Annotated in this window: 18 protein-coding genes and 1 pseudogene; 2 read left to right on the top strand and 17 right to left on the bottom strand. The window is 31.6% G+C overall.

What is annotated here, in order from left to right; all coding sequences use genetic code 11:
• Window positions 1-164: 164 nt before the first annotated feature.
• The 17 genes and pseudogenes from IDG65_RS01645 to IDG65_RS15030 all read right to left on the bottom strand — a co-directional run bounded on the left by IDG65_RS01645 (window position 165) and on the right by IDG65_RS15030 (window position 11,747).
• Window positions 165-297: pseudogene (locus tag IDG65_RS01645) on the bottom strand (hypothetical protein).
• A gap of 76 nt (window positions 298-373) precedes the next feature.
• Window positions 374-574, bottom strand: a complete 201-nt coding sequence (locus IDG65_RS01640) for a hypothetical protein (protein WP_000184336.1) — start codon at window positions 572-574, stop codon at window positions 374-376.
• A gap of 116 nt (window positions 575-690) precedes the next feature.
• Window positions 691-1,305: a phosphatase PAP2 family protein gene (locus IDG65_RS01635; RefSeq protein ID WP_000084776.1), complete on the bottom strand. Its 615-nt coding sequence runs from the start codon at window positions 1,303-1,305 to the stop codon at window positions 691-693.
• Window positions 1,306-1,321: 16 nt separating this feature from the next.
• The gene (locus IDG65_RS01630; protein ID WP_000716819.1) at window positions 1,322-2,392 is read right to left on the bottom strand and encodes an undecaprenyldiphospho-muramoylpentapeptide beta-N-acetylglucosaminyltransferase; all 1,071 of its coding nucleotides are present in this window, start codon (window positions 2,390-2,392) and stop codon (window positions 1,322-1,324) included.
• Between the two features lie 11 nt (window positions 2,393-2,403).
• Complete coding sequence (locus tag IDG65_RS01625; RefSeq protein WP_000620199.1) at window positions 2,404-2,913, bottom strand: GNAT family N-acetyltransferase; 510 nt, start codon at window positions 2,911-2,913, stop codon at window positions 2,404-2,406.
• 396 nt (window positions 2,914-3,309) lie between these two features.
• Complete coding sequence (locus IDG65_RS01620; RefSeq protein ID WP_052997613.1) at window positions 3,310-4,800, bottom strand: S41 family peptidase; 1,491 nt, start codon at window positions 4,798-4,800, stop codon at window positions 3,310-3,312.
• A 188-nt stretch (window positions 4,801-4,988) separates the two neighbouring features.
• The gene (locus IDG65_RS01615) at window positions 4,989-5,210 is read right to left on the bottom strand and encodes a YozE family protein (protein ID WP_000801007.1); all 222 of its coding nucleotides are present in this window, start codon (window positions 5,208-5,210) and stop codon (window positions 4,989-4,991) included.
• Entirely contained in the window at window positions 5,210-5,710 is a 501-nt protein-coding gene (locus IDG65_RS01610) for a PTS sugar transporter subunit IIA (RefSeq protein ID WP_000473653.1), read from the bottom strand. The genes IDG65_RS01615 and IDG65_RS01610 overlap by 1 nt, the downstream gene beginning before the upstream one ends.
• Before the next feature lie 11 nt (window positions 5,711-5,721).
• A complete protein-coding gene (msrB, locus tag IDG65_RS01605) occupies window positions 5,722-6,150 on the bottom strand; it encodes a peptide-methionine (R)-S-oxide reductase MsrB (RefSeq protein ID WP_000913317.1) in 429 nt (142 codons plus the stop codon).
• Window positions 6,143-6,676, bottom strand: coding sequence for a peptide-methionine (S)-S-oxide reductase MsrA (gene msrA / locus IDG65_RS01600; RefSeq protein WP_000159902.1), 534 nt, complete (start codon window positions 6,674-6,676; stop codon window positions 6,143-6,145). The genes msrB and msrA overlap by 8 nt, the downstream gene beginning before the upstream one ends.
• A gap of 85 nt (window positions 6,677-6,761) precedes the next feature.
• Window positions 6,762-7,601 (bottom strand): fatty acid kinase binding subunit FakB2, encoded by an 840-nt coding sequence (gene fakB2 / locus IDG65_RS01595; protein ID WP_000166065.1) that lies wholly within the window; start codon window positions 7,599-7,601, stop codon window positions 6,762-6,764.
• Window positions 7,602-7,615: 14 nt separating this feature from the next.
• Window positions 7,616-8,095 (bottom strand): dihydrofolate reductase, encoded by a 480-nt coding sequence (locus IDG65_RS01590; RefSeq protein WP_000175748.1) that lies wholly within the window; start codon window positions 8,093-8,095, stop codon window positions 7,616-7,618.
• A 199-nt stretch (window positions 8,096-8,294) separates the two neighbouring features.
• Window positions 8,295-9,251 (bottom strand): thymidylate synthase, encoded by a 957-nt coding sequence (locus IDG65_RS01585; RefSeq protein ID WP_000934889.1) that lies wholly within the window; start codon window positions 9,249-9,251, stop codon window positions 8,295-8,297.
• Window positions 9,252-9,674: 423 nt separating this feature from the next.
• Window positions 9,675-10,112, bottom strand: coding sequence for a bacilliredoxin BrxA (brxA, locus tag IDG65_RS01580; RefSeq protein ID WP_000995283.1), 438 nt, complete (start codon window positions 10,110-10,112; stop codon window positions 9,675-9,677).
• 15 nt (window positions 10,113-10,127) lie between these two features.
• Window positions 10,128-11,252, bottom strand: coding sequence for a virulence factor (locus IDG65_RS01575; RefSeq protein WP_052997612.1), 1,125 nt, complete (start codon window positions 11,250-11,252; stop codon window positions 10,128-10,130).
• Between the two features lie 37 nt (window positions 11,253-11,289).
• On the bottom strand, window positions 11,290-11,541 hold the full coding sequence (locus IDG65_RS01570; protein WP_001165814.1) for a NifU N-terminal domain-containing protein: 252 nt from the start codon (window positions 11,539-11,541) through the stop codon (window positions 11,290-11,292).
• A gap of 11 nt (window positions 11,542-11,552) precedes the next feature.
• Window positions 11,553-11,747 carry a zinc-finger domain-containing protein gene (locus IDG65_RS15030; RefSeq protein WP_014667711.1) on the bottom strand — a complete coding sequence of 65 codons (195 nt, stop codon included), beginning with the start codon at window positions 11,745-11,747 and terminating at the stop codon, window positions 11,553-11,555.
• Window positions 11,748-11,991: 244 nt separating this feature from the next.
• Here IDG65_RS15030 and IDG65_RS01560 point away from each other — a divergent pair, with 244 nt between their 5' ends.
• Window positions 11,992-12,696, top strand: coding sequence for a queuosine precursor transporter (locus IDG65_RS01560; RefSeq protein WP_000282171.1), 705 nt, complete (start codon window positions 11,992-11,994; stop codon window positions 12,694-12,696).
• 379 nt (window positions 12,697-13,075) lie between these two features.
• Window positions 13,076-13,477 (top strand): ribonuclease HI family protein, encoded by a 402-nt coding sequence (locus IDG65_RS01555; RefSeq protein WP_001062947.1) that lies wholly within the window; start codon window positions 13,076-13,078, stop codon window positions 13,475-13,477.
• The last annotated feature ends 2 nt before the right edge of the window (window positions 13,478-13,479 follow it).

Below are 13,479 nucleotides of genomic sequence, written 5' to 3'. Positions count from 1 at the left end.
GTTTAAATTTTATCACAAATCAATAACCATGTTTTAAATTTTTCAAGCTACAATCATTAATTATTTATTAACTCAAATATTTAATGATCAGTTAATGGAATTCTGTTAATTCTGATTGCAGTACTTAAATATAGAATACTGTAACACAAGGCCTTACCGCAATATTAATTGTTGTCATATACTGACTTTTCACTATTGTAAAATGAATAGTTATTATCTTTATTTTCACAAAATGACCGTAGTTTAAACATTTTCACACATCATTTCAATGTGCGATTTTGAACTTACAAGTAACATTTCTTAATGTATGAATTCAAAAGGAGTATGTAAACAATATAATTTTTAAACCTCATCACTTTTAAATATTCTAATTCTAATGAGAAATACAAATTTTTTTATTTTCTAAAATAGCGTAATCATGCGTTTTATTTACTATTCTTAAAAAATATTCAAAAAAAGTTTTAGTTTCTAATTGACAATGATTCTCACTAATGTATAATAGTAGTTGAAAATGATTATCAATACCACATAGAACATCCCCCCCACAACGTTTCGTTCTTGTTGGATTGGTCATTTTCAAATATTCCCCTTTTATATGCCCGTAAAAGACAATATACGTTATAACAACGTTTTATAAAAGCAGTAAACCCTTACGACACTTTAGGTTTACTGCTTTTGTTTTTTTACTATTTAATTGATTAATTTATTTCTAAGTAATAACGTTGATAAAATAATGCAAAATACGCCACCAATAATACCGGCAATAATATCTGTTGGATAATGCACACCTAGATATACACGTGATATGGAAATCAATAAAATCATAGCTGCACATAACCCTATAAGAATACCTTTTGAATTACCTTGATTTAATCGTTTTAATAGATAGATACCACTTCCAAAATATGCAGTTGATCCCATAGCATGACCGCTAGGAAAACTAAATCCTGTTATATCAATTAAACGCAGCAATGTAGGTCTTTCTCTATCGAATATATTTTTTAGTACTGGATTCAAAATTCCAGATAGTGCCATTGTTAATGCAAAAAATAATGCTTCAATTTTGTGGCGCTTTAACATGAGATATGCCACAAGAAGTAATGAAATACATAACATTGCCCAGACTTCACCTACTTTAGTAGCTCCAAGCATGATAGATGTCGTAATAAAGCTCTCTGATGAATATATAAACTCATAAACTTCATTATCAATCCATTTCCCAAGTCTTGATTCGTGGAAAAACGCGATAATTCCAAAAACCAATGTAAAAACGATGAGCAAAGAGATACGTTTCCATTGACTCATAAAGCATTACCCCCCATTAATTCAATGCGTCTTTAATCATCTTATCAAATAAAGCTTCTTTCGTATAACTTTGTTCATACGATTTCATATTATTGATAATTCGAGTTCTTTCCTGTTCCATTTCATTTAGTTCTTGTAATAAAATTTGTGCTGTTAATTGTTCTTCATCAATCGCTTTAGCATAACCTTTATCAGCAAAATGATTTGCATTGTCAATTTGGTCGCCTCGGGATTGATCTAAACCTAATGGTACTAATAACATTGGTATACGTAATGTTAAGAACTCATAAATCGCATTTGATCCAGCTCTACTTATTACTGTGTCCGTAATTGCTAATAAATCTGTTAATTCCTCTTTAACAAATTCATATTGTATATATCCTGATTTTTTAACTTGAGCATCTTTTAATCCTTTACCAGTTAAATGTATCACTTGATATTGTTGTAATAATGCATCTAAGTTTTCGCGAATAATGCTATTTAATTTTTTACTTCCTAAGCTTCCACCCATAACGAGTAACACTTTTTTATTTTCATTAAAGCCTGTTAATTGATAACCATTATGTGCATTACCATTTTTTAAATCTTCTCGAATTGTTGCTCCAATAAAATCAGCTTTCTCTTTAGGTAGGTAGTTTAGCGTTTCTTCAAATGTTGTATATATTTTCTTGGCAAATTTAAGTGCTATCTTATTCGCTAATCCTGGTGTTAAGTCAGATTCATGAATAATAGTTGGTATATTTAATGATTTGGCTGCAATAACAACTGGCACAGATACAAATCCACCTTTTGAAAATAATAGATCAGGTTTTTCTTTTTTCAAAACTTTACGAGCATCAAGAATACCTTTCAATACTTTAAATACGTCTTTGGCATTTTCTAAAGAAATATATCTTCTTAATTTACCACTTGAAATAGGATAATACTTAATTTCTGGTAGTTGTGATTCAATCATTTCTCTTTCAATACCATTTTTAGAACCAATATAAAGCGCTTCATAACCTTGTGATAATGCAGTTGGAATTAAACTTAAATTTACTGATACGTGTCCAACTGTTCCCCCTCCGGTAAATGCGATTTTCTTCATTAATATTACCTCTATTCTTTTAAATTTTTATAATATGCATAAAATGGTTCACCTTTATCATATGGCGGATATTCCATTAATTGTTCACCGACCTTATGAAATCCAAATTTGGCAAATAAACCTTGTGCAGGTTTGTTTAACGCAAAGGTGTCCGTTAAAATAACTTCTGCACCACGTGCTTTAACTACATCAATAACATAATTGAATAATTCTGTAGCAGCTCCTTTATATTCTTTCGAACCAGTTAATCGATGAATAACAAAGGCGCCTTCTCTATTTACTGGCCAGTCAATGTCATCATACCATTCTGCTTGGTCTTGGTCGACAACAATAAAACCATATATTTTGTTATTTTCCTCTAATACGTACAAATAATCTTTAGCAATATCTTCTTCAAAATGTTCTAAAAGTGGGTACTGATCGTCCCATTGCTCGTTGTCGTGTTCTTTCATTAATTCTTTTGCTTCTTCTACTAGATTTAAGATTTGATCTAAATCTGACATTTTACCTAGACGGATCATGTACGTCACTCCTTATATCGTTATGTTAAACATGTTTTTCAGTACATGTTAATCTTACACACTATTAACATGCTTTAAACCTTTATTATGAATGAAAAATAGTAATTATCACACTATGGGATAAAAATAACCAATAAAAGTATCATATACCAATTAATCGATTGTTAAAACTAGTGAATAATACTATTTAAAAAGTATATGCTCATACTATATTAAAGCATGAATTGTTAACAGCGATGATAGAAATTGCGTTATTTACATCATTTGTAAATGTCTAATTTATATCTTTTAGAGTTAGACGTCAATAAAAATAAACACGCCTCCTAAATTGCTATCTTTGCAAATTTAGGAGGCGTGTCATTAACATAATAAAACAATTTTAGCAGTGTGTATCACTTATTTTAAAATATTAATCAATTTATCGAGAACATCATCATGTTTATTAGCTTTTTCAACTAATAACTCAGTAAATTTATTATTCGTTTCTTTATTAAATTCACCAGTTACCTCGAGTTTATTCGTTTGTTGGAAAGCTTTAACTTGATTTTCTAAAGCTTGATCAAATTGCGTTGATTCATTATCAACTTTATAACCTAAAGCTGATAAACCAATTTTAATAGTTTTAATATTTTTATCATCGTCTCCAACTTTAAATGTTTTCGTATTAGGAATGACATTTAAAGATTGATATTTAGGTGTGTCAATAGTAACGTCTGGTTTAATGCCTTTACCGTGAATATAATGACCATCTGGCGTTAACCATTTCATTTCAGTATATTTTAACAATGAACCGTCCTTAAACTCTCTTGTAGTTTGTACGACACCTTTACCGAATGTTTTTGACCCATAAACTTTAGCTTTATTATAGTCCTTTAGCGCACCAGTAAATACTTCAGAAGCGCTAGCTGAACCTTCATTCACTAAGATGGATATATCCATGTCTTTCGCTTCTTTTAACGAGTCATTAGAAGTTTGAATTGCTTCAGTATCTTTACCTTTTTCTAGTTTAACAACAGTTTTTCCTTTATCGATAAAAATATTTGCCATTTTAACAGCTTCATCTAGTAGTCCACCAGGATTATTTCTTAAATCTAAAACAATCTTTTTCAAACCATCTTTGTGAGCTTTAAGAACTGCATCTTTCAATTCACCTGATGTATCATTCTGGAATTTATTAATAGTAATAACTCCAACCTTATCTTTTTTCTTATACTCAACACTTTTAACATGAATTTTTTCACGTTTAATCTTAACGTCTTTTTCTTCACTGCCTCGTTGAACAGTTAAAGTTACTTCAGTGTTTTCTTTACCACGAACATCTTTGACAACTTCATCTAATGCTTTACCTTTAATTGATTTTCCATTTACTTTAGTAATGACATCTTTAGGACGAATGCCAGCACGTTCTGCTGGAGATCCCTTCATAGGACTAGTAACCATAATTTGATCATTTTTCTTTTGCATTTCTGCACCAATACCTACAAAATCACCTGAAACACCTTCATTAAAGGATTTCGTTTGTTCTTTTGTTAAATATTCAGAATAAGGATCTTTTAATTCTTTGACCATGCCATCAATTGCAGATTTACTTAACTTGTCAGAGTCCTGTTTTTTGTAATAATCACTATTTAAGATTTTATACACATTTTCAATTTTATTTAAGTTTGCTTGATCAGTTTTGTTTAAACCACTTATTTTTTGATTTATAAAAATATATGCAACAACTGTGATGACAGCTGTTATTAGGATTGTACCAATTAAAATTGATATGAATTGCCAACGTTTTAAGTGAACGCGTTTCGATGAATTAGTTTGTTGGTCTTGATTGCTTGTTGCAATTTCAGCGCGTTCATCATCGGATGAAGATGTGTGTTGCTTATCATCCATTGTATCACTTCCTTATTATGTATTATGTACTTTTAAATTCTGTGTAGTTAATCATATCAATTTATGCAAGATAGCGCACCATATTTCACTATAATTGATTAATTTTTAGTCACAACTTAGTTTATTTTAAATTAAAACCAGGATAACAAATTGCATCACCCTGGTTCTAACTATTATTAAATATTATGTTAAAATTTTAGCCATTCCGTATATTCTTCATATAAATCATCAAATACAGACATTGGCAATGTGAAATCACCATGTGTCTCAATATAATCAGACAGTATGTTAAAATCATCATCGTGTTTTGGGAAAGCAAGATCGTCAAATATCTCTTCTGCTAGACGACCTTTATCGTCGTGTCGACCACGAACTGTCATGACAAATTGATAAAACGAATAGTTTTTCATTAGTTCATTGTCACATCAATCACTTTTGTTTCACCTTTAATCACAGCATTTTCATCATAAATATTAATTGAAGCTGCTTGATCAGTGTTTGTAATTATAATTGGTGAAATAACAGATTTAGCGTTATTATTAATAAATTCAAGGTTGAATCTTACTAATGGATCTCCGACGTTAACTTCGTCACCACTAGACACTAACACTTCAAATCCTTCACCGTCTAATTGAACTGTGTCTAAACCGATATGAACTAATAATTCTAATCCGTTATCTGCTTTTAACCCAATCGCATGCTTAGTTGGAAAGACATTGTCAACACGTCCTGCAATTGGAGACACAACTTCTCCTTCAGTTGGATTAATACCAAAACCTTCGCCCATCATTTTTTGTGCGAATACAGGATCTGGAATATCTTCAATTTTCACGTATTCTCCAGTTAATGGTGCATAAATTGCGATATCTTTCTGAACTTCTTTGCCTTTTCCGAATAATTTTTTAAACATACTTTCCACTCCTACTTATCAAAATGTGATATTAAATCGCCATAACCCAATTCTTCTAATTTTTCATATGGAATAAATTGAATTGCAGCGGAATTGATACAGTATCTTAAGCCGCCACTTTCTTTAGGTCCATCATTAAAGACGTGTCCTAAATGACTATTTGATTCTTCTGAACGGACTTCAGTTCTTACCATACCAAATGATTTGTCGACTAATTCTATAATTTCATCGTCATCAAGCGCTTTGGAAAAGCTAGGCCATCCGCACTCAGAATGAAACTTTTCTTCAGATGTAAATAAAGGTTTACCAGAAATCTTATCTACGTAAATCCCTTTAGCAAAATGATTCCAATATTCATTCATAAATGGTGGTTCAGTACCATTTTCTTGTGTAACAATATATTCTATATCTGTTAGTTCGCTTTTATCTTTTTTAAGCATTTTGATTCCCCCAATGTGATTCTATAAACGCTTTTCTACCTGAACCACGTTGATATTGGTAATAATGTACCGGGTTCTTTTTGTAATAATCTTGATGGTAGTCTTCAGCTGGATAGAAATTTTTATATGGTTTAATAGGTGTAATCACTGGTTTCTTGAAAATACCTTGTTCATTTAATTGTTGCTTTTTAAACTCAGCAGCCTTTTTCTGATGCTCATCATGATAGAAAATGACTGGTTGATAGCTTTCGCCTCTATCGAAAAATTGCCCTTGATCATCGGTTGGGTCAAATGTTTTGAAATATATGTCTAATATATTTTCAAAGGAAGTAACCTCTGGATCAAACGTAATTTGTACTGCTTCGACATGGCCGGTTTGATTCGTACATACCTGTTCATAAGTTGGGTTGTCAACATGACCGCCACTATAACCAGATACGACTGACTTGATGCCTGGATATGATGTAAATGGTTTAACCATGCACCAGAAACATCCTCCTGCTAATGTTGCATATTCTTTTGTCATATGAATTACCTCCTCTATCTATCTAATTATAAATTTAGTCTATAAAGGATTGAAATGGAAGTAATTAACACTGAAAAGATTAAATTTACTTCTTAAGGACTACGAGGCCAATCGCACCTTGACCAGTATGTGCAGAAATAACTGGTGTAGTTACATTTATATCGTAATTATTCACATGAAAAGCTTCATTAAAAACTTTCTTCAATTTATCAACATATTCAATAACGTTAGCATGTGCGACACCAACGGATTTGATTTCATGATCTCCTATAAATTCAGCAATTTCCTTTTTCAAGTATTGGATACTAGAATTTTGAGTTCTCGCATTGTGCACAAGCTCTAAGCGACCATCATCTAGTGTACCAATTGGTTTGATTTTCATAAGATTACCAATCAAACCTTTTGTTTTACTAATTCTGCCACCTTTAATTAATTGATTCAATTGCCCTATAACTACAAATAATTTAATGTTTTCTCTTAAATGATTTAACTTTTTAACTATTTCAGAAGTTGAGACACCTTCTTTTACAAGCTCTACTAGGTGTTGTATTTGATACCCTAAACCAAAAGAAATAGATTTTGAATCAATAACAGTTACATTAGCATCTACCATTTGACTTGCTTGGTAAGCAGTGTTATATGTACCACTTAATCCTGAAGAAAGATGAATACTTATGATTTCGGAGCCATCTTTTCCTAGTTCTTCATAAGCAGATATAAATTCACCTATGGCTGGCTGACTTGTCTTTACATCTTCATCATTTTCAATATGATTAATAAATTCTTCTGATGTAATATCTACTTGGTCAACGTATGAAACTCCTTCAATAGTTAAACTTAAAGGAATTACATGAATGTTGTTTGCTTCTAAATATTCTTTAGATAAATCGGATGTTGAGTCTGTTACTATAATCTGTTTTGTCATGGTCGTTTTCCCCCTTATTTTTTACGAATTAAATGTAGAAAGGTATGTGGAATTGTATTTTTCTCATCTAGTTTACCTTCAACTGAAGAGGTAACTTCCCAGTCTTCAAATGTATAAGGTGGGAAGAACGTATCACCACGGAATTTACCTTCAATAACAGTAATATACATGTCGTCCACTTTATCAATCATTTCTTCAAATAATGTTTGCCCTCCAAATATGAAAACATGTCCCGGTAGTTGGTAAATATCTTCAATAGAATGAATCACATCAACGCCCTCTACGTTGAAACTTGTATCTGAAGTAAGTACAACATTTCGACGATTCGGTAGTGGTTTACCAATCGATTCAAATGTCTTACGACCCATTACTAAAGTATGACCTGTTGATAGTTTTTTAACATGCTTCAAATCATTTGGTAGGTGCCAAGGTAATTGATTTTCAAAACCAATTACTCGTTGCAAGTCATGTGCAACTAGAATGGATAAAGTCATAATTATCCTCCTTCTTCTATCATTTCATTTTTTATTACTAAGTTATCTTTAATTTAACACAATTTTTATCATAAAGTGTGATAGAAATAATGATTTTGCATAATTTATGAAAACGTTTAACACAAAAAAGTACTTTTTTGCACTTGAAAATACTATGATGTCATTTTGATGTCTATATGGTTAGCTAACTATGCAATGACTACACTGCTATTGGAGCTTTTATTGCTGGATGCGATTCATAGTCAACAATTTCCAAATCTTCATAATTTATGTCGAAAATAGACTTGTCACTGTTAATTTTTAATGTTGGAGGATTGAAACTTTCACGCGCTAATTGAGTTTGAATTGCATCAATATGATTTGAATAAATATGTGCATCTCCAAATGTATGCACAAATTCACCTACTTCAAGTCCACATTCTTTGGCAATAAGGTGTGTCAATAAAGCGTAGCTTGCGATATTATATGGCACACCTAAAAAGATATCTGCGCTACGTTGGTATAACTGGCAACTTAACTTACCATCTTGGACATAAAACTGGAACATTGTATGACAAGGCGGAAGTGCCATTGTATCAATTTCTGTTGGATTCCATGCAGATACGATGTGTCGTCTTGAATCTGGATTATGCTTAATTTGTTCAATTACTGTTTTAAGTTGATCAAAATGATTACCATCTTTATCAACCCAATCTCGCCATTGTTTACCATAAACATTTCCTAAATCACCGAATTGCTTCGCAAATGTATCATCTTCAAGAATACGTTGCTTAAATTGTTTCATTTGTTCTTTATATTGTTCGTTAAATTCAGGATCACTCAATGCACGATGTCCGAAATCTGTCATATCTGGACCTTTATACTCGTCTGATTTAATATAATTTTCAAAAGCCCATTCGTTCCAAATATTATTATTATATTTTAATAAGTATTGGATGTTTGTATCTCCTTTAATGAACCATAATAATTCGGTTGCTACTAATTTAAAAGAAACTTTCTTTGTCGTTAATAGTGGAAATCCTTTAGATAAGTCAAAGCGAAGTTGATGACCAAATTTCGAAATCGTACCTGTATTTGTGCGATCATTTCGTGTATTTCCTATTTCTAAAACTTCTTCACAAAGACTGTGATATGCTGCATCAAATGAATTCAACATATGCGATAACACCTCATTTTCATTATTTATAGTATGTATATTTAGTTTGATATAATTTAACTTTATGTAGCATTTTGTTATCACTCATTTTAGGAATGTGATATTAATATCATGGATTCCGTTACTTAATTTATAAAATGCTGATTAAGTACCTACCACATCGTAAAGTGATAAATGTTTCCAATTGCTAATTGTTTACCCAAATCTATAACTTTAATGCTAAAAAATTTTAAAAAAGAGGTTAACACATGATTTGAATATTATGTTTGATGTCCTATTAAAACAGTTAAATTTATAGAAAATATAGTTGAAGTGTACGGACTTTATATAACAAATAGAATACAACTAAATTCTCTATTTTCAATGACAGACACCATTTTTAATATTATAGAATGTGTTAACCTTTATATTTATTTATGTGTACTATTTACAATTTTCGTCAAAGGCATCCTTTAAGTCCATTGCAATGTCATTAATATCTCTACCTTCGATAAATTCTCTAGGCATAAAATAAACTAAATCTTGACCTTTGAATAAAGCATACGAAGGACTAGATGGTACCTGCTGAATGAATTCTCGCATAGTAGCAGTTGCTTCTTTATCTTGCCCTGCAAAAACTGTAACTGTATTTGTTGGTCTATGTTCATTTTGTGTTGCAACAGCTACTGCAGCTGGTCTTGCTAATCCAGCTGCACAGCCGCATGTAGAGTTAATAACTACAAAAGTTGTGTCATCAGCATTTACTTGGTTCATATACTCTAATACTGCTTCGCTCGTTTCTAAACTTGTAAAACCATTTTGAGTTAATTCGCCACGCATTTGTTGCGCAATTTCTTTCATATAAGCATCATATGCATTCATATTTAATTCCTCCAATTAAATTGTTCTGTTTGCCATTTGTTTCCATACTGAACCAAGTGCTTCATCTCCGTTTTCAATACGAGATATGGCCATTTCAATTTGTAATTTAACTTCAAACGCATTGTCATTAATATGGGCTTTAAGTGCGGGAAGCTGCTCTGCATTACCTTCATCAAAGATAAACATAGCAGCACGCCACCTAACGATCTTCTGTGAATCATCTAAAAGTAGCACCATTTCTGGTAGTGCCTCTGGATACCCTAAATCACTTATGCAATCCCCTGCTGTCCTTCTTACAGCAGGACTTTTATCGCGAAGTCCCTTATATAAATACGGTAAAATTTCTTTACTTTCAATCATGCCTAATAATACAATCGCTTGACGTCTAACCGGTACTTTTTCATCAGATAAAGCTAAATCAAGCAGCGGTATATCTTCAAAAGTCGGCTTTGGAAAATGGTTTAACATTCGCAATCGAGTCTTCCAATTATCAGTCGCATGATATTCATCCAAAGAGACATGTCGATAGAAATGATAATTATTAGCTGCGTGATTTTCTTCTAAAGCATGTTTTACCAATACGGGCAACTGTGATTCTGGATAGGTAGCTAACACTTCTTCTAGGACACCATCCATTACTTCTTCAATATTTCCATAGCGATTTCCTAAACCTAGCCATTTACGCATAAAAACAATATTGTCATGTTCTGTTTGCGCTTGAGTCATATGATCAACGTATGTTTGTGGTAATTGTTCTCTTAATTCCTGGTCAGCAGAAGTTAGCTTAATTTGATACGGTATACCCTTAAAAGTTAATAATTCAGCTTTAATTTCACCAAAATGTTTATCAATTTGTGGGTCTTTTCCAGATTCCAATACCTGACTTTCACCAGAAAAAGCAGCTTTAATATCAGGTAATATGACTTCCCAATCAGCTTTTGGTGCCTTATCAACAGCTAAGAAGTTCATGACATGAAAAATGGAAGTGATACCATCTATAGATAACAACTGATTTATAAATCTTGGTTGATTTTCTTCTACTTTTTTATAAGTATTAGATAACTTGTCTTCTCTTGTATATGACAAAACAACTTTCATTGTATTTGGACTTGGCGTTGGCTCTATACGTAAAATTTCCATATACTTTATTCCCCCCGAATACTAGTTGATGAAAAATTTATTCGAATACAGCCTCTACTTTTGGCAATACTGTTTCCCAATTTGCGTCATTTTCTTTATCTACTGAAATAAAGTCCATAACATGGAAAATTGATTTAACGCCTTCAACCTTTAAGATGTCATTAATAAATGCTGGCTGTGAATCATCAACTTTAGTATACGTATCTGATGTCATACCTTCTCTGCTTTCACTAAGTGTAATCTTCATTGTGTTGTGGTTCGGTGTTTCTGATATAGATATAATTTGCATTTTACTTCCTCCTATTGAAGTTCATTTCCTAATTGTTTTATTTCTTTCCCTATTGAACACTCATTGATACAAAAATGATGCGACTTCGTTTTCCCCTCTAATTTACGCAGACGAGTTTTGATTGGACATTGATTGCAATAAGTATTCATTAAATCATCTATTTTCGCGAGTGCATTTTGCTCTGAAAAAGTTAAAATACGCGACACTTCCTTTATTACTTCAAAATATTGCAACCTTGTAAATAAGTGTTACTGCTTTAAATTTGACATAAAAATATTATAACATTTTTGACCCTAAGATTTGAATGAAACCTTTTACAATTCTATACGTAAAATGTATTTATATTCAAATGCTATTGCATCGCAAACGATTTTTCAGTAAAATGAGTAAGTTATTTATTGAGCGGTTTCTAAACACCCGCATGATCAAAATTTAGGAGGACATTTTAATATGTATAATGAAATTTTAGGACTAGTTACGTTTATTGCAACGTTCGTGCTTATGGTACTTATGTATCGCTTTTTTGGTAAACAAGGTTTAATTGCATGGGTTGCAATTGGCACAATCATTGCCAACATACAAGTAATTAAAACTGTAGAAATCTTTGGTATTTCAGCAACTTTAGGTAATGTCATGTTTGCTTCTATTTATTTAGCAACAGATATATTAAACGATATTTATGGGCGTAGAGTTGCAAAAAGAGCAGTTTGGTTAGGCTTTTCATCAACATTAATTATGATTATTGTTATGCAATTGTCATTACATTTTATTCCTGCACCAGAAGATATGGCACAAAAAGCTTTACACGCAATCTTTGATGTTGTGCCACGCATTGCTTTAGGCTCAATCGTCGCATATATTATTGGTCAACATATTGATGTATTTATCTTTTCACTAATTAAAAAAGTATTTAGTTCTGATAAAACGTTTTTCATCCGTGCATATGGTAGTACATTTTTAAGCTCAATAATTGATACAGCTTTATTTGTAGCTATCGCATTTATCGGAAGTTTACCTGGTACAGTTGTATTTGAAATATTTATTACAACGTACGTACTAAAATTAGCTTCAACAGTTTTCAATGTACCATTTGGATATATTGCTAAATCATTTTATCGTAAAGGCAAGATTGATAAATTAGATCAAGGTTATTAACGCACTTACTACATAATAGAATAAGTTTTAAGGGAGTGGGACAGAAATGATATTTTCGCAAAATTTATTTCGTCGTCCCACCCCGGCAAGGTTGACTAGAATTGAAAAAAGCTTGTTACAAGCGCATTTTCGTTCAGTCAACTACTGCCAATATAACTTCGTAGAGCATAGAACATTGATTTATGTCCCAGCCTGAAGATGATTTTTTTAGGAAGTATATTACAGTACTACGTATTAGAAAATCATCTTTGAATCAGCAAGTATTTTAAACACGTGTTACTTATTTAAGTGATGCGTGTTTTTTAATAGATTGTTTAATATATTTTGTATTACAGTAATAGTAACTTTAACTAAGTATTGAATAGAAAGTAGGTTTATTATGGCGAAAATAAATTTTGATGCTGCGACGAAAGGAAATCCAGGCATAAGTACGTGTGCCGTTGTAATCAAAGAAGATGATCAGCATTATACATATACACATGAGTTAGGCGAAATGGATAATCACACTGCAGAATGGGCTGCTTGTATCTATGCATTGAAACACGCCCGTGAATTAAACGTTAGCAATGCGTTGTTGTACACTGACTCTAAGTTAATTGCGGATAGTGTTAACGCTGGTTATGTAAAAAATGCAAAATTTAAACCTTATTTTGATCAATTGGAAATATTTGAACAAGATTTTGATTTATTATTTGTTAAATGGATTCCGAGAGAACAAAACAAAGAAGCGAATCAAAACGCACAGCAAGCATTGTACAAATTAATTAAAAAGAACAAATAAAA

The organism is Staphylococcus sp. EG-SA-17 (assembly GCF_017151845.1).
Taxonomy (GTDB): domain Bacteria; phylum Bacillota; class Bacilli; order Staphylococcales; family Staphylococcaceae; genus Staphylococcus; species Staphylococcus aureus.
Note: the sequence above shows the minus strand (reverse complement) of the source record. Positions and strands in the feature narration are given on the sequence as shown.